Origin of the sequence: Lederbergia galactosidilytica, assembly GCF_017873565.1 — a bacterium.
Taxonomy (GTDB): domain Bacteria; phylum Bacillota; class Bacilli; order Bacillales; family Bacillaceae_C; genus Lederbergia; species Lederbergia galactosidilytica.
This window is the reverse complement of record NZ_JAGGKH010000026.1, coordinates 1-15991: the sequence shown is the minus strand read 5'-3', so window position 1 is coordinate 15991 and position 15991 is coordinate 1. Positions and strand designations below refer to the sequence as shown.

At 36.5% G+C, this 15991-nt stretch carries 17 protein-coding genes and 1 pseudogene; 5 read left to right on the top strand and 13 right to left on the bottom strand.

The annotated features are described in order from the left end of the window. Positions 1–92: 92 nt before the first annotated feature. From J2Z23_RS19735 to queF, 3 genes are all read right to left on the bottom strand, one after another. A complete protein-coding gene (locus J2Z23_RS19735) occupies positions 93–1649 on the bottom strand; it encodes a flotillin family protein (protein WP_209974928.1) in 1557 nt (518 codons plus the stop codon). 14 nt (positions 1650–1663) lie between these two features. Then, positions 1664–2194: an NfeD family membrane protein gene (locus tag J2Z23_RS19730; protein WP_057987459.1), complete on the bottom strand. Its 531-nt coding sequence runs from the start codon at positions 2192–2194 to the stop codon at positions 1664–1666. Between the two features lie 437 nt (positions 2195–2631). Then, positions 2632–3129 carry a preQ(1) synthase gene (gene queF / locus J2Z23_RS19725; RefSeq protein ID WP_057987457.1) on the bottom strand — a complete coding sequence of 166 codons (498 nt, stop codon included), beginning with the start codon at positions 3127–3129 and terminating at the stop codon, positions 2632–2634. Positions 3130–4426: 1297 nt separating this feature from the next. Here queF and J2Z23_RS19720 point away from each other — a divergent pair. Further along, the gene (locus J2Z23_RS19720) at positions 4427–5005 is read left to right on the top strand and encodes a beta-class carbonic anhydrase (protein WP_057987455.1); all 579 of its coding nucleotides are present in this window, start codon (positions 4427–4429) and stop codon (positions 5003–5005) included. Between the two features lie 251 nt (positions 5006–5256). Here J2Z23_RS19720 and J2Z23_RS19715 read toward each other — a convergent pair whose 3' ends face one another. Both J2Z23_RS19715 and J2Z23_RS19710 read right to left on the bottom strand, forming a co-directional pair. After that, a complete protein-coding gene (locus J2Z23_RS19715; RefSeq protein WP_165589646.1) occupies positions 5257–5415 on the bottom strand; it encodes a hypothetical protein in 159 nt (52 codons plus the stop codon). Next, positions 5412–5573 carry a hypothetical protein gene (locus J2Z23_RS19710; protein WP_165589645.1) on the bottom strand — a complete coding sequence of 54 codons (162 nt, stop codon included), beginning with the start codon at positions 5571–5573 and terminating at the stop codon, positions 5412–5414. The genes J2Z23_RS19715 and J2Z23_RS19710 overlap by 4 nt, the downstream gene beginning before the upstream one ends. A gap of 154 nt (positions 5574–5727) precedes the next feature. Here J2Z23_RS19710 and J2Z23_RS19705 point away from each other — a divergent pair, with 154 nt between their 5' ends. Then, complete coding sequence (locus J2Z23_RS19705) at positions 5728–6027, top strand: hypothetical protein (protein ID WP_057987453.1); 300 nt, start codon at positions 5728–5730, stop codon at positions 6025–6027. 467 nt (positions 6028–6494) lie between these two features. Here the strand turns inward: J2Z23_RS19705 and J2Z23_RS19700 are convergent, their stop codons facing one another. Continuing rightward, a complete protein-coding gene (locus tag J2Z23_RS19700) occupies positions 6495–7151 on the bottom strand; it encodes a DedA family protein (RefSeq protein ID WP_209974926.1) in 657 nt (218 codons plus the stop codon). Between the two features lie 723 nt (positions 7152–7874). Continuing rightward, entirely contained in the window at positions 7875–8048 is a 174-nt protein-coding gene (gene tatA / locus J2Z23_RS19695) for a twin-arginine translocase TatA/TatE family subunit (protein WP_057987449.1), read from the bottom strand. Positions 8049–8244: 196 nt separating this feature from the next. On the opposite strand from tatA, the gene J2Z23_RS19690 reads away from it, so the two are divergent. Together J2Z23_RS19690 and J2Z23_RS19685 are read left to right on the top strand one after the other, a co-directional pair. Further along, positions 8245–8862: a DUF47 domain-containing protein gene (locus J2Z23_RS19690; RefSeq protein ID WP_057987446.1), complete on the top strand. Its 618-nt coding sequence runs from the start codon at positions 8245–8247 to the stop codon at positions 8860–8862. Positions 8863–8875: 13 nt separating this feature from the next. Continuing rightward, a complete protein-coding gene (locus J2Z23_RS19685; RefSeq protein ID WP_057987444.1) occupies positions 8876–9874 on the top strand; it encodes an inorganic phosphate transporter in 999 nt (332 codons plus the stop codon). A gap of 247 nt (positions 9875–10121) precedes the next feature. Here the strand turns inward: J2Z23_RS19685 and J2Z23_RS19680 are convergent, their stop codons facing one another. The 4 genes and pseudogenes from J2Z23_RS19680 to J2Z23_RS19665 all read right to left on the bottom strand — a co-directional run bounded on the left by J2Z23_RS19680 (position 10122) and on the right by J2Z23_RS19665 (position 13015). Beyond that, complete coding sequence (locus J2Z23_RS19680) at positions 10122–10772, bottom strand: carboxymuconolactone decarboxylase family protein (RefSeq protein WP_209974924.1); 651 nt, start codon at positions 10770–10772, stop codon at positions 10122–10124. A 624-nt stretch (positions 10773–11396) separates the two neighbouring features. Beyond that, positions 11397–12353: pseudogene (locus J2Z23_RS19675) on the bottom strand (aminotransferase-like domain-containing protein); the annotation flags it as partial. Next, entirely contained in the window at positions 12311–12550 is a 240-nt protein-coding gene (locus J2Z23_RS19670; RefSeq protein ID WP_057987439.1) for an MmcQ/YjbR family DNA-binding protein, read from the bottom strand. The gene J2Z23_RS19670 and the pseudogene J2Z23_RS19675, both read right to left, overlap by 43 nt. Before the next feature lie 21 nt (positions 12551–12571). Continuing rightward, entirely contained in the window at positions 12572–13015 is a 444-nt protein-coding gene (locus tag J2Z23_RS19665) for a VOC family protein (RefSeq protein WP_057987437.1), read from the bottom strand. Positions 13016–13102: 87 nt separating this feature from the next. Here J2Z23_RS19665 and J2Z23_RS19660 point away from each other — a divergent pair, with 87 nt between their 5' ends. Further along, positions 13103–14041, top strand: a complete 939-nt coding sequence (locus tag J2Z23_RS19660) for a helix-turn-helix transcriptional regulator (protein WP_057987515.1) — start codon at positions 13103–13105, stop codon at positions 14039–14041. Positions 14042–14891: 850 nt separating this feature from the next. Here the strand turns inward: J2Z23_RS19660 and J2Z23_RS22460 are convergent. Both J2Z23_RS22460 and J2Z23_RS19650 read right to left on the bottom strand, forming a co-directional pair. Next, the gene (locus J2Z23_RS22460) at positions 14892–15008 is read right to left on the bottom strand and encodes a GNAT family N-acetyltransferase (protein ID WP_238482870.1); all 117 of its coding nucleotides are present in this window, start codon (positions 15006–15008) and stop codon (positions 14892–14894) included. 244 nt (positions 15009–15252) lie between these two features. Beyond that, entirely contained in the window at positions 15253–15891 is a 639-nt protein-coding gene (locus J2Z23_RS19650) for a sugar O-acetyltransferase (RefSeq protein WP_057987432.1), read from the bottom strand. Positions 15892–15991: the final 100 nt, after the last annotated feature.

The following is a 15991-nucleotide window of genomic DNA, read 5'->3' as shown; positions in this document are numbered from 1 at the left end:
TGGATGACCTCTTACGTAATCAAGTGCTCGTAGATTTTATTTCTCAGTAAAAAAACTCTCAGGAGAAATTCTCCTGAGAGTTTTTTTTATGTTTATTCTTCTTCATTACCTTCTTGAGTTTGCTCTTTTTGATTGCTTAAGCGCATTTCTTGGGTAAGTTCATCGATGCTACCACGAACGTTATTTTTCCCGGATAGATTCGTTAGTAGTTCTTTCACATCGATACCAGCTGATGCTTTTAGAGATTCCTGCATAGTAGACATTAGGTTAGTCGCATAACCTGTTACTTTATTAGCGCCACTATTTTCTCCGCTAGATCCCGTATCCACAACCGTAATCTTATCAATATTGCTAAGTGGTGCAGATACTTCTTTCGCATATGCAGGTAGCATTTTCAAGACCATGTCGAGAACTGCGGCCTGACCATATTGCTCAAACGCTTCAGCCACTTTGCGTTTGGCTTCCGCTTCAGCAATCCCTTTAAGACGAATAACTTCAGCTTCAGATTCACCTTGTGCTCTTTGAGCATCGGCTTTCGCTTGACCATCTAGGCGCACGCGTTCAGCATCCGCTTTGGCTGTTGCTTCAACGCGGTATTGATGAGCATCTGCTTCTGACATTTGTCTCATCTTCTCCGCATTGGCCGCCTGTTCAACCGCATAACGGTCCGCATCGGCTTTCTTCTTCACTTCTGAGTCATATTGACGCTCACGACGCAAGATCTCCTTCTCTTCCAATTCAATTTGCTTTTGACGTTCAATAATTTTAATTTGCATTTCTTGTTCCGTTACTTCTTGTTTCGAACGAGCTGTTTCTAAATCATACGCTTGGTCGGCACTTGCTCGGGCAATATCTTGTTCACGACGATATTCTGCCATTTTCATCTGATTTTCTTTTTCAGCTTCGGCAATTTCAGTTGCCCGTTCTAATTCTGAACGTTTTGCATCTTTCGCTGCTTCGGCGCGTTTAATTCTTGTTTCTTTATCCGCTTCAGCTGTAGCAATATCAGCATCACGCTTTACTTGTGCAATTCGTGGTTTCCCTAGAGAATCTAGATAACCATTTTTATCGCGAACCTCTTTAATTGTGAAAGATACAATGACAAGACCCATTTTCGCCAAATCCTGAGAAGCAACACGTTGTACTTCTTGAGAGAATTTATCACGGTTTTTATAAATCTCTTCAACCGTCATGGAACCTAGGATAGAACGTAAATGTCCTTCCAATACTTCTTTTGCCTCAATTTCACGATCTTCTTTTGATTTTCCAAGAAATTGTTCAGCAGCTGTCGCAATTTCACCAATCGATCCACCGATTTTAATAATCGCTGTTCCATCAGCCATCACTGGCACACCTTGTTCTGTGTAAACTTCTGGTGTTGTCACTTCTAGTTTACTAGATAGCAAACTTAATGGTTCTGCCTGTTGGAACACTGGCAATACAAACGTACCACCACCACGAATGATTTTAATTTTATTTCCTGATTCATCTGTGTGGACATTTTTTCCACCTAGATAACTACCAGTTACAATCAAAGCCTCATCTGGCCCTGCTGTACGATATTTTGTAACAAATATTCCGAGTAACGCAATTAAGATAAATATAACAATCGCTACAACAATCCAAATTCCCATACTTGCTATATCCATTCATCTTCCTCCTTTTATTTAAAACTAGGTTTGTAAGGTATTACATGCAATACACCATCTCGCACTTCAATCACTAGGACTTCTGTTCCCTCTGAAATATTTGTATTCTCATAACTAGCCGCTGGCTTCGAGATCATCCCACTATAACTCTCAATCACTACTTCTCCAAACCCCTCTGTAGGAATAGACACTATCGTCTTGCCAACTCTTCCTTCCAATGACTTTTCTGTGTAGCTTAGAGATTGTTCAGCTGATTTCAAAGGGACTAAAACAAACACATTTAGGAGTATATCCAACAGCAGTGATATAAAGGCAGAAATTACGATAATCAAATAAGCATTTAATGAAGTTGCCTTTTCTAAAATAAAGCCTCCTGCTGAAAAAAAGGTAATAAACGCTAAAATTAGAACAGGGTTTAAAAAGGGACTAACCTCATCTGCGCCATCTAGGATATCGCCAAAAAATAAATATAAAAGCGTCAATACTCCAGAAACCACAAGCAAAATAAGATAAATTGTTTCAATCGGATAACCAAATAATGTCATCGTCATCACTCTTTTCGATTTGCTTTAGATGTTAAATTACTTCTACACCACCTATCTTTCTGTTGTGTACTAATTTATACGGATCGATGGGTAAATTGGTTTCATTTTTTTATCATTTTTGTTAAAAATTTTACTTTTGTAAGATAACCCATCTAACATTATGTAAAAATGGAGAACTTCATGCATAAGGTGGACTGTAAATAGCTGGAATGGCGGGTCCCCATCCCCATTGGAAAATTTCATTCTGAAGTCCATCACTTTAGCTGGTACTTCTTTTTATATCCGCCAGATAGTCTTATTCCTAAATAGACAAAAGGTGAATCAAGTATGACAACCATGAATTTAATACAATTCATCGCCAATTTGACAGAGACAGTATGTATTTTTAAAAAATCTCATGTAATTTTGCACATTATAGTTAACGCAGTAAGTGCTCTCTAACGATTGTCCACTTTTTCAGGATACATATCATGATTCATAAGACGATGTTCCGCCATTTGTTCATATTTTGTACCTGGTTTTCCATAGTTACAATAAGGATCAATCGACAATCCACCACGTGGCGTAAATTTCCCCCATACTTCAATATAACGGGGATCTAATAATTTGATTAAATCATCCATAATGGTATTGACACAATCCTCATGGAAATCACCATGATTACGAAAACTAAACAAATAAAGTTTCAATGATTTACTTTCGACAATCTTCTTATCTGGAATATAACTAATATAAATTGTCGCAAAATCAGGTTGACCTGTTTTCGGGCAAAGTGAAGTAAATTCTGGACAATTAAATTTAACAAAATAATCTCTTCCTGAATGTAGATTATCAATAGGTTCTAGCACATCTGGTGAGTAGTGGTCCAAATACTTCGTATGTTGATTTCCTAATAAAGTTAAGTCCCCTAATGTTTCTTCATTTCTTCCTGCCATGAAAAAGCCTCCTTAATACAATTAATATAAGCGGTCATTGTTATGGATGAATAAACATTCGTCACATCGTGCACCCCTCAAAAAAAGCCATACCGCGATGGATATGGCTTGAATTGTATTCATCCATAGTTTTTTAAAGAGGGTTAATCGCTATGAACCTCTCCCAATAAGGGCCTATTTAATTCCAACCTTATCTTAAACTTCCCCGTTCTTTTCGTCAATAGCAATTCCTTTTTAATTTTACCGATTTTCCATCAGAGGTAAAGGCATTTTACATCAAACAGGCATTTTTATTATAAAAATTTCTAGTTTGCTTTCTTTTTGCTCATTTTAGGCACGACAAAGAAACGTACAGCCGTACATTTTTAAAAAAGGGTAGTGGAGGGATGGAAATGTTGATTTCCGTTCTGGCCGGACGCTTTCCACGGGGCGTGCCTTGAGGCCCACAGGATGTGGGTCACAAAGGCGTTTCGCCAGGTCGGCGAGTATTTAGCCTTTGGTCCTAATCTTTAAGGCTACGCTCCTGCAGGGTCTCAAGCTGCACGCTCATCCCGTTGGAGTCGCCGGCCGCCACTCCAATCAACGCGTTTCAAAAGGGTATAGACCTCACCCCAATCACCAAACCTTTCTTCCTCTATTTACTTTATACAAAGCTGAAGCACAAGTCGCTTAGATCCTTTCGGTTTTTCTATGTATTTAAAATGCTGAATTCCCGCAGTATCCTTTTCAAGTATTGCTTTTATTCCTGACGAAAATCGGTATAAAAACATCCGGATTTTATCAGGCGATTTAATCCCTCTGCTCTATGGATGACGGCTTGGAAGAAGGTGTTTTTCTTTTCATCGGGTCCTTTCCATAGCCATATACAACAACCATTACATCATATTTGTCCCATATCCTTAAATACATATATGCAAAGGCTTTTTTCTGACTTCAAGACCTTGGAAAGGAAGCATATCCCATTTGGAATTTCAAAAAACAATAACCTATGCTTTTCCGATTACCAAATTAAAATCCGTTTTTAATGGCCTTTTTGCATGTCCTTTATCATTTAAAGACTGCGCTTTAACTTAAACACTCTCTAGTATAAAGTACCCAAAACCATTTTCAAAATAGTTTATACTTTGTTTTTTTAAAAAACTTCTATAAAATAATACTAATCCATCTTCAAAGTATTCCCTTTTCTCAAGAACTCGACAGAATAAACTTACTTCTGTAATATCTCGCAGATGGGCGACCAATGAAGAAATTTACTGGATATTTATTGATCTTTTTGATCATGGACTAGATAGAAAGGATGAAGAAATTGACATTATTATCTGAAGTACTACAATACAATCAAAAGTTTACAGAGGAAAAGCTGTATGAAAGCTTCTCCACAACAAAGTTTCCAGATAAGAAAATGGTCATCTTTACTTGTATGGATACACGACTAATTGAATTGCTTCATAAAGCAATGAATTTGAAAAATGGTGACGCAAAAGTTGTTAAAAATGCTGGGGCAATTTTGACCCATCCTTTTGGAAGTATTATGCGGAGTCTATTAGTCGCTGTCTATCAATTGCAAGCAGATGAAGTATGTGTTATCGGACATCATGATTGTGGGATGAGTGCGCTGAATTCCCAACAAATGATCGAAGACATGAAAGAACGTGGGATTACCCAAGAAACACTTGATACTGTGATCCACTCAGGGATCGATTTAGATCAATGGTTACAAGGGTTTGACAGTGTGGAAGAAAGTGTTACACATAGTGTAGAGATGATCCGCAACCACCCTCTTATGGTCAAAGATGTGCCGATCCATGGACTTGTAATCGACCCAGAGACTGGCAAATTGGATCTAGTTATTGATGGTTATGAACATACAAAATAATAGCAAAAAGTGATATAACCGACTCGGGAAAGATACTGTTTCCTCGGGTGACTGGTGAGCCTCACGTGCTGATGCACTGTGAAGACTCACCAATACCTTTTCGACGAACATAATGTTCTGTTCTAGTGGCGGCGTCGACCACGAGATAGGATGTCAATTTCTTGCAAAGTTGCGAATATCCCTAAAGATAATCCTTATCATTGTTAGCCTAACCTCTTTTTTCTTCTTCATGACCTTTATTCGTAAATCTATTAGGAACAACCATGTTGATTCTTCTTATCACTGTCTTTTTTCTTTTTCTTTGACTTATCCATTCCCTCAGGCAATTCATAGTATTTCACCGCATTAATGTCACCAAACTCCATACCAAATTCTTCATTTGCATTCCGTTTTTTTCTCTTATCCGTCATTCTCGTCCCTTCTTCCCGTACTTTGAATTACGATTTGCTCCCTTCATCGGATCCTCTCCAGCCGCAAACTCAGCAGTAAAATCAGACTCTTGGATATTTTTGACAGGTGTTTTCGCATATTTTTCCACTGCATTTTTTATTGCTTTTCTTTTCACCATAAGACCATCCTCCTAATAAATTATCAACCTTAGCATTCCCGGGAGTATCTCCATTAGCAGCACCAGTATTTCCCAACTATTTTAAAACAGAAAAACTGATGGAATTCAGATCATTAGGAAACCATAAGCTTAATAAAAACAATGGGGTGAAATCATGGAGTTTCCAGTTATTCATACGAATTTTTGGGATGGAGTCATTGCTGTGCCCTTAATCGTAATAATTACCCAACTTTTTAAATTATTCCCCATCCCGCGTCAGTATTTTCCAACGATCGCATCCATACTTGGATTTGCGATTTCAATTTTTTATAGTCATAGACATAACCTCTGGGCCGGCTTATTTATGGGAGGTTTTTATAGTGCAGCAGCTGTGGGTACTTATTCCTCGCTTAAAACATCGTGGATTGCTTTTAAAAATAGAAAAAAGAAGTCCCGAAACCAGAATAATAAATGATAGATCTGATTAGCCATTTCAGCAGATTTAGAACTACTTGATTGTCTTTGTCAAGTTCCTTTTACCTGTAAATAGTGTTCTATGGCATTGAGCTGTGGACTGTTAACATGAATATGAGGGGGATATTTTTCCTTATAAACGTAGAAAAAGCCATCATTAAAATGATGACTTAAAAGATACTTCACGAATTTATATTATAACTTGTTATTTTCCTAAGATAAATTGCCGCGGTTATATTCTTTCTTAAAACCTAAACGACGTAAGCCCTACCTCTCATACATCCTTACGGCTCCGAAGCCGATCCAGTGTGAATAAGTCTTTCTAAAAACAAAGTAAGAACGCCAAATCATTTATTTCATCTAATATATTACCAAGTTCATTCGATAAGTAAACTTCATTATAACATGACAGTTCTTTCTAGTCAAGAAATCGAAAAAGAATTGAGAGATAATACGATCTTGCCTTTATTATTTTAAAGTTCTCTCTACCGTAAATTTATTCTTCAAATAAGTAAAAATAGCGGGAAGCAAAGAGATAATAATGATTAAAATAATAAAGAGGGAAAAATTCTCTTGAACAATAGGTAAATTACCGAAAAAATAGCCTGCTACTGTACAAAGAGTCACCCATAAAGCTCCGCCCACAATATTATAAGCGATAAAGGCACGATAATTCATATGGCTTACACCAGCAATAAATGGGATAAACGTTCGTATAAACGGCATAAAACGAGCCATTACAATAGTTTTGCCTCCATGTTTATTGAAAAAGCTCTCAGCTTTTTCAATTTTCTCCTGATTTATTACTTTATTCATGAATTTATTGCGAGAAATAGATGTCCCAGCTTTTTTCCCAATATGATAATTAACCGTATCACCTAAAACCGCCGCAGCAAAGAACAATAATATTAGTACTACAATATTAAAAGCATCTTTGGCTGCAAATGCGCCACTAGCAAATAATAATGAGTCTCCTGGTAAGAATGGAAAAATAACTATTCCAGTCTCAACAAAAACGATTAGAAACAATATTGCATAAGACCATAAATCGAAAATTTGAATAATCTCTAGCAAATGTTTATCAATATTAATAATGAAATCTACTAAATACATAATTATATTCATATTGTTCTCCCTAATTAAGCCATAGCATAATGAAATTTTTCAGCAAATCTTTCAGTTAATAGAATACCTAGCTTTCAACGGCTTATCGAGCCCAATCCTAAAAAACTTCTAGGATCGTCTCTAGTGATTCTTTTTCACCCAGAACGACTCTTCTTCAGCTTATTCGGCAAGGCTATTGTCATATCAATTTTCTAGAAAAATAGTTAGATTGATCTTTTTCCGAAACGATTCTTATCCAATTAGCTTGTGTAGTCATCTGAATATTGTCCCCATTCCAGCATCATTTACATTAGATAACATCGTTTCAAGAATTTAGCTAAGGGCCATCTGCAAAAAATAGCGTAATTCGTCTATTTTTTATAAAAACCAATAACAGTATAACACGATTGTATCTTTGCACACTTATACCTAAAGACCTATTTTACTAATTGAGATTGTAAACCCGTTTTCATTTTAAAAAGCCGTTTTCTTTCTCTACACATTTCCTTAAAAATCCTTCAATATATAAAGTCGAAAACCCCCAAAAGGCTCCCTTGCCGCGGGCTATTCACTCAGCCGTATCGCCATTTCTTAGAGTCGTTTCGAGGAACTTTTGATTATTACTTCCTAATGACGATAACTACATAAAATAACTCCCCTAAAGCTGAACAGATTATCTTTATCAATCCATTCTGCCTTAGGGGAGTCTATTAGTTAGTTCGTTTTTATTCTCTCTACTTAAGATTATTTATTTTCATTTTTGTCAGTGTCATCCTCAGAGGATAAACCTTGTGTTGCTTTTTTAAATTCTTTCAAGGTGCTTCCTAGTGCCTTTCCTAGCTGAGGTAATTTACTGGGCCCAAAAATAAGTAAAGCAACAATAAGTATAATAATAAGGCTACCGATTCCTGGTCTCACAAAGGCATCTCCTTTTTCATTTATATTATAATCATACTCCTAACTAAAGAATTTTAAAAGTAATTGACGAAAAAGCTAATCTAAACGAGCCTAATGTAAAGTTTATGTAAATTATTCGTTAAGGATATGTTGTAATTTGGTGAATTACGCTATTATAATATAGCTTGATTGATTATAAAGGGGAGAAATATATATAATGTTTAAGAAAAAAGAAGATCAATTTTTTATTCATTTAGCTAATATCTCGGCTAACCTGACAGAAAGCATGAATTATTTCACAGATTATAGGCTAACCGATGTTGAAGGTCTTAAAGTCTTCTCCGAAAAAATGAAAGAGTATGAAACAAAAGGAGACTCACTCGTTCATCAAGTAATACTTGATTTAAACAATGTCTTCATTACACCTATTGAAAGAGAAGATATTTTGGCGCTAGCTATGAATATGGATGATGTGCTAGATGGTTTAGAACAAACAGCAGCACTATTAGATATGTATGGCGTAACCACAGCAGATGAGTACATGCATCAGTTTGTTGAAGCGATCCAAAAATGCGTCATAGAAATTGAAGGTGCCATCGGGTTGTTATCTCCAAAAACTCTTCCTTCAATTAGAAATAAAGCGATAAAAATTAAAGATTATGAATCCCAATGTGATACAATTTTGCGCGTTTCGATTAAACATTTATTCCAAACCGAAAAAGATCCAATACGAATTATTCAGTACAAGGAAATTTATGAGGAGCTTGAGGAAGTGGCGGATTACTGTGAGAATGTCGCTAATACCTTTGAAGCGATTATTATGAAAAATGCCTAAGGAGTAATACAACATGAATACATTCCTGATAATAACGATTTTAATTGTCCTATTTGCAGTCACATTCGACTTTATAAATGGATTTCACGATACTGCAAATGCAATTGCAACTTCGGTTTCAACCAAAGCCTTGCAGCCAAGACATGCTATTATATTAGCTTCTGTTATGAACTTCGTCGGTGCGATGACGTTCACAGGAGTGGCTAAGACGATTACCAAAGATATCGTCGATCCTTTTACACTCGATAACGGCTCTATCATCATCCTTGCAGCTCTGCTAGCCGCAATCGTTTGGAACCTAGTCACCTGGTACTATGGAATTCCAAGCAGTTCCTCTCATGCATTAATTGGTGCGATTGCAGGTGCAGCTATTGCCGCTTCTGGATTTTACTCATTAAATTATAGTGGATTTTTAAATATTATCAAGGCGTTGATTTTATCCCCACTGCTCGCCTTTGCAGTTGGTTTTATCGTTTACGGGATCATCAAGGTTATTTTCAAAAATAGTAATTTGCCTAAAACGAATAAAAACTTCAGGAGAGTACAAATTGCTACAGCGGCTTTACAAGCATACTCTCATGGTACAAACGATGCTCAAAAGGCGATGGGGATTATCACGATGGCTTTAATCGTTAATAATTATCAATCATCTGATGATATTCAATTATGGGTGCAATTTATTTGTGCTTTTGCGATGGCTATGGGAACTGCGTTGGGCGGCTGGAAAATCATCAAAACAGTGGGTGGAAAGATTATGAAAATCCGTCCAGTCAGTGGAGTTGCAGCTGATCTAACAGGAGCTACCGTTATTTTCGGTGCAACTGCAATTGGTTTACCAGTTAGTACAACTCATGTTATTTCCTCTTCCATTTTAGGGGTTGGAGCTTCCCATCGGTTAAGGGGAGTCAAATGGGGAACAGCAAAAACAATGCTCATTACATGGCTGATCACTTTACCTATTTCAGCACTCCTTGCAGCAATCTTCTTTTTTATTCTTAATCTATTTCTCTAAACTGGAAGATTTTCCTTGTAAGTGCAAATAAATTAGTCTAGCTCAAATTCGATAAGAAGATAAAAAAAGCTGGGGTAAAATTATGTTTATTAAAAAAACAACCATCTGCTGATTGATATAAAGAAACTGCTACAAAAGTAGTACTCGCTTAGCTTCATTAGCCAATCAGTGTCTGGCGATTTTAGAAATAATTTTATCCCAGCTCTTCTCTTATTTTTTTATGTTTTAACACTTACACTCGGCAATCTCACTCCTGATAACATTGAATCATATTAGCCATATGGGCATATGCTCCGCCTGCACGGACTGCAGAAGCTACCATAATCGCCTCCGCAAGTTCTTCACCTGTCGCTCCTTGCTTGTCAGCGTTTTTTGTATGAACATCAATACAATATGGACATTGAATCGTATTCGCAACCGCCACAGCAATAATTTCCTTTATTTTGCTACTAAGTTGCCCTGATTTCGTAGCCACTGCACTAAATGCTTGATATCCTTTAAATCCATCTGACGCAAATTTGCCTAATTGACCTAAACTTTTTAAATTCGAACGAGCATAAAGCACATCTGATGCTTCTTTATTTTTCGCATTGTGTACATGTGTACTATGAGTAACTGTACCACCTGCCTCAACTGCAGCAGTTACAAATATAGCTTCACATAGTTCTTCCAATGTCGCTCCTGCTTTCTTGGCAGACTTTGTATGAGATTCAATACAATAAGGGCATTGTGTTACATGAGTAATCGCAACAGCGATAATTTCTTTTTCTTTATTGGACAATGCTCCATCTTTAAGGACATCAGCGTTAAAGTCATTAAAAGCTTTTACCTGTTCTGGTGCAAGCTTTTTTAATTGCGCTAAATTTTGCATGTTTTCTTTTGTGTATAAATCAGACATTTTCAAAACTCCTTATTCATTTTACTTAGTTTAACCTGCGATTAGCTAACTATCCTGATTTCATAAGTCATTCATAATAAATTGTTTTCCCCTCTTCTTTTGTAACAATGCTTGAATATCGAAAACGAAATATGCTCCCTTTCCGCGAGCGACTGTTAAGTTCCCTCAGGCTCCGCCTTAATGGAGTTTAGCAAATCTCATTTGTGAATAGTTATCTCTCCATATTTTCCACACGATAATCCGAATACCCATAAAAACAGATATAAATCCTTGTCAGTATATAATGGTGAACAGTTGAGACATGTACTACTATCCAGCAGAAAAGACTTGGATAATTAGATATTTACCCTAAAAAATCTTTATTACTCTTATTTTCCTAGTCTCTTTTCAGCTATTTTAGAGAATAAGCTAGGCCGTTAATGAATAAATCATTATTCTGTAACATCCTTAGTCCGAAAATTACTTGCTTTGTTAGACATTTCAACATGTCAAAGCAATGATCCATGCCTGCTTCATCTTGTGAGTAAAGTATAAAATCCGCTCCATGTTTTTTAGAACAATAAGAAGCACCATTCTGTCTATATACGCTACAGTATGCAGACAGAATGGTGCTCTCCTTATAGGTTACTTTTGCTTACATGCATTTAGTGCATCTGTAAATCTCGAGATTCCTTCCTCGATTTGCTCTGTTTCTCCACGTCCATAAGTAAAGCGTACATAGCCTTTTCCAGATCCATAGACACTTCCAGGAACAAATGAAACTCCTTTTCTCATCGATTCTTCTAAAAGCTGTTTGTCATTAAATGGTTGATTAAGTCGGCACCAGATATGGATCCCTCCTTCAGGTGTAATAAACTCAACTTCCCCATGTAAATACACGTTTAATCTCCTAACAATTTCATCACGTCGTTTTTTCAGTTCGCGCTTAAGCCTATTGATATGAATATCAAAATATGGATCTTTAAGAAACTCATTGGCTGCCCATTGCGAAAAAATACTATGACCGTAATCCACTTGCTGCTTAGCATCTGCTAAACGGTCGATTACTTTCGGTGGGCCGATTACCCAACCAATCCGCAATCCTGAAGCAACAATTTTTGATAGAGAACTTATATAAAGTATATTCCCATTTTCATCCATTGACTTTAATGTTGTAGCATTTTCGCCTTTAAAAGAAATCAGTGAATATGGATCATCTTCGACAAGGGGAATTCCTAGTTCAGAAGATATCTCGATTATCTTTTTACGCCGTAATGGATGGAGACTTACACCTGTGGGATTTTGAAAAGATGGATTCAAAAAAATCATTCTGATTCGATGTTTTCTATAAAGCTTAACCACATCATCGGGGTTAATACCGTCTTGATCCACTCGTAAATAAAATATTTTTAAACCCGCCGATTGAAAAAGGGGCAACGAATAAAAATAAGAAGGATCTTCAATCGCAATTGCATCTCCAGGCTTCAATAAACATTGTACAATTAGATGAAGAGCCTGTTGTGCACCAGAAGTAATTAAGATTGACGATGGTGAGATATTTATATTTCTGTATTCACTAACATGCTCAGAAACTGCTCTTTTTGCAGCAAAAATTCTTGATTTTCTCGATCAGATTTAAATGATAAGCCGGCTCTTTCAGTAAGTTTCACAAAAGATTTCCCGCGGATTTGAAGGGTAATATGGCCAAAACCATCTATATGTTCAACGACTTCGGGCAGTGAAAAGCAGATCTTACGCACATTTTCAAGCATGTCTCGCCTCTCTTTTTGTGATTTCACGCTTTTTTCTCCACTACAATATTAAAAATCATGTACCGTTACACAAAGCTGTATAACGATTCCAAATGGATCTCGTATAATCGCATACCCGGGGCTGAAGGTATTTTTTTTAAGTGGTACTACTATGGTTACATCTTTATGTTGAACTAGGGATTTATAGAGGTGAGTGATTACATTAGTATCCTGTGATTGAATACATAATGATGAGCTATTACCTAATTGCCAAGGGCGAGATGAATCCATTTCTTCCTCTGCTATCATTAGTTTATTAGCACCTATTTCCAAGACAGAGTGTGTAATATATTGATCCTGGTCCTCTTCATAGCTAAAATGAGGATTCATTTCTTTCATCTCTTTATAATTTTTCTTAAAGAGAACATTTGCTCCTAAATACTTTTCGTAAAATTCAATAGCTGCCGCAGCCTTCCCATTCATTGATAAAAACGGAATTATTTCAAAGTTCATTTTGTTGCCTCCTTTATCATTATTGATTACACTTTCAAGTATAGTCATTAAAGGTGACAAACTATGGCACCATTGAGAGGTGTTTTTATGAAAAAAGCAGAACGTATCAATCAAATGCTGCGCTTTATCAATCAGAAAAAGCAGTTTACACTGCAAGACCTAATGCAGGAATTTAAAATATCAAAAAGAACCGCATTAAGAGACATCACTACATTAGAGGGGATTGGTGTACCAGTCTATGTTGAATATGGTCGTTACGGAGGATATCGTTTACTTAATCAAATGCAGCTACCACCGATTTCTTTTAACAGCCAAGAAGTTTATGCCCTTTACTTTGCTATGAAGGCATTAAGCAGCTTCTCAAATTTACCTTTTCAGGTATCATTTCGTTCCATTCATAAAAAATTTCTTAATGAATTATCGGTAAACCAACGACAAGCCATTGAAAGAATACAAAAGCGAGTTTCTTTTCGACATACCGAGCAAATCAAAGATAGCGAACATTTAGAAATTTTATTGTTGGCAGCTGTCAACAATAAAGTATTAAAAATAGCTTACCAAAAGCCTTCCCAAACCAGTACTCGGATCGTTCAGCCCATTGCCATTTACTTTATGAAAGGCTACTGGTATTGCCGAGCTTATGATATGTGTAAAGAGGCATACCGTGTTTTTCGGTGTGATCGAATTACATCTGCTCAAGTAACAGATATCCAACCATTAGCGGATTTAAATGATATTACGCTGGAAAATGCCCACTCACTCTGGACTCCTTCTGAAAATGCCATTCAATTTAAATGTTTCATTGACCAAAAGGGCGTTGAGCATTTTTACCAAGATCATTACCCCTCAATCAAGTTAATTCATGAGGGAGAAAATATGTATCTCGTCGGTTCATATGAGCCAAACGAGCTTGATTTTATCGTGAAGTATCTTTCCGGCTTCGAACAATCTGTCAAAATAATAAAACCTGAGATATTAAAAGAAAAATTAAGACAGTACTACACGAATTTACTTAATCATATTTAAAGCTCTCATTTATTATTTTTATAGTCAGGTTCTTCCAGATTGCATCCAAAAGTTTCATTATCTATTGAAGGAGTATCATGATGAGTATTTTAGAAAGGTTTCAAACAGTGATTATTTTATTTGCAGTCGGTGTTTGACTTATATTAGGCCAATTTACCTTTTTTGAACAGAATACAGAATCACTTATTATTCCGTTTTTATTACTTATGCTTTACGGATTATTTCACACTATGAGGCTGGGGCAAAAGTGTTTTCGCTTAAGTAAAGTCCGAACTATTAGTGTGAAATAACCCACTCCCGAAATATACTTCGCTTTCCGAAGGCCTACAGGATGTGGGTCATGCAGGCGTTGCGCCAGGACGGCGCGAACTTAGCCTGCGTTCCCTAGTGTCAAGCCTCCTCAGGCTTCGCCTTCCGGGGGCTTGTCGAACTCTTACTTCCCGCAGGAGTCTACGTATATTTCCTCCGCTAAGGCAATGCAATATTCGCTTTTGAGGCTTAGCATTTTAGTTATGTCCCAGCCTCATTTAAATATAGTACATTTTCAAGCACAAACTCACATTCGCTTTATAGATTATATGCAAACACCTTATAAAAGGGAAAAAATAATCTAATAAGCGTTTAAATAAAAGCTAGCAACAATCAACCTTATAACCATTCTGTATTATTATAAGGATTTATTATTCCGTAATAAATTAAGTCTTCATCTTTACCATCTTTTATTACCTGGTCTTTCATTAAGCCCTCTTGAACCATACTGACTTTTTGCATGATTCTTCCAGATGCAGGATTAGACTCGAAATACGGGCAAATACTTTAGGTAATTTCTTTTCCTGAAATGCAAACTCTATTAATGCTTTTGCGGCTCTGTTCCGTAACCTTTTCCCCAGTATTTTTCACCACTCCAATAAGCAATTTCCCCATTATAAAACTTTTGATTGTTAGATAATGAAATAGCACCATACAAATTTCCGCTTATTCTTTCTGTAATGGATGGAAAACTATCAGAAAAATTTTGATGAAAATTGTTCTTATGAATTTGCGGTACATCCTTTACGCCTGAAAAAAACCACTGATTGAAATTACTGAGAATATTCTTTTATAAAACGAATCTTAGTCAGGGGTTTAATAAAACATGGCAAATTCCCCTTAATTTCAATGAAATATTCACAACCGCTAATTACATGAAGAACCAATTTCCAACAACGTTCTTATTCTATAATTCTATTATCATCCAAAATTTCTGGCTTATGTATCATGCTGTCCAGTTCAGTGATTTCTCGGATTACTTTGCATGGGTTGCCAGCTGCAAAGCTATTGCTTGGAATGTCCTTCACAACCACACTTCCTGCCCCAATCACGCAATTATCCCCGATAGTCACTCCCGGACAAACAACGACATTTGCTCCAAACCAGCAATCATTACCAATTTTAACAGGTTTTGCATAACACATATGCTTAGGCACACCGTCTTTATCCATAATTGCGCGACGTTCATCTGGAAGCATTGGGTGTACAGGCGTAACGATCGTCACATTTGGGCCAAAATTACAATGATCACCAATAACGACCCGTGCATCATCTTGAATGGTTAAATTAAAGTTTGCAAAGAAGTGATCGCCAATTTCTGTATGTTTACCGTAGTGGATATAAATGGGGCCTTGTAGACGACCATTCTCTCCAATCTCATGGAAAATATTTGAAATAATCGCTTGTCTTTTTTCAGTTTCATCTTCGAAAGTGCGGTTATATTCTGAACATAGGTTATGGGTTCTGAGCTTTATTTTTTTTAACTCCTGCTCTCCAGGTGAAAAAAGGATTCCTTTTAAAATTTTTTCTTCTTCTCTCATTTTTCTCCTCCTTCAATAAACTTAAGTTTTCTCTCGAATACTCTCTCATTCTCAAAATTTCATAGATGTTTAATTTACGCCCAATAGCTGTCACACCTTA

Bases quoted from the DNA above. Each gene is read 5' to 3' on its own strand.
- J2Z23_RS19735 (WP_209974928.1), bottom strand. From the start codon at position 1,649: ATGGATATAGCAAGTATGGGAATTTGGATTGTTGTAGCGATTGTTATA.
- J2Z23_RS19730 (WP_057987459.1), bottom strand. From the start codon at position 2,194: ATGACATTATTTGGTTATCCGATTGAAACAATTTATCTTATTTTGCTT.
- queF (WP_057987457.1), bottom strand. From the start codon at position 3,129: ATGGCAGGAAGAAATGAAGAAACATTAGGGGACTTAACTTTATTAGGA.
- J2Z23_RS19720 (WP_057987455.1), top strand. From the start codon at position 4,427: ATGAAGAAATTGACATTATTATCTGAAGTACTACAATACAATCAAAAG.
- J2Z23_RS19715 (WP_165589646.1), bottom strand. From the start codon at position 5,415: ATGACGGATAAGAGAAAAAAACGGAATGCAAATGAAGAATTTGGTATG.
- J2Z23_RS19710 (WP_165589645.1), bottom strand. From the start codon at position 5,573: ATGGTGAAAAGAAAAGCAATAAAAAATGCAGTGGAAAAATATGCGAAA.
- J2Z23_RS19705 (WP_057987453.1), top strand. From the start codon at position 5,728: ATGGAGTTTCCAGTTATTCATACGAATTTTTGGGATGGAGTCATTGCT.
- J2Z23_RS19700 (WP_209974926.1), bottom strand. From the start codon at position 7,151: ATGAATATAATTATGTATTTAGTAGATTTCATTATTAATATTGATAAA.
- J2Z23_RS19690 (WP_057987446.1), top strand. From the start codon at position 8,245: ATGTTTAAGAAAAAAGAAGATCAATTTTTTATTCATTTAGCTAATATC.
- J2Z23_RS19685 (WP_057987444.1), top strand. From the start codon at position 8,876: ATGAATACATTCCTGATAATAACGATTTTAATTGTCCTATTTGCAGTC.
- J2Z23_RS19680 (WP_209974924.1), bottom strand. From the start codon at position 10,772: ATGTCTGATTTATACACAAAAGAAAACATGCAAAATTTAGCGCAATTA.
- J2Z23_RS19665 (WP_057987437.1), bottom strand. From the start codon at position 13,015: ATGAACTTTGAAATAATTCCGTTTTTATCAATGAATGGGAAGGCTGCG.
- J2Z23_RS19660 (WP_057987515.1), top strand. From the start codon at position 13,103: ATGAAAAAAGCAGAACGTATCAATCAAATGCTGCGCTTTATCAATCAG.
- J2Z23_RS19650 (WP_057987432.1), bottom strand. From the start codon at position 15,891: ATGAGAGAAGAAGAAAAAATTTTAAAAGGAATCCTTTTTTCACCTGGA.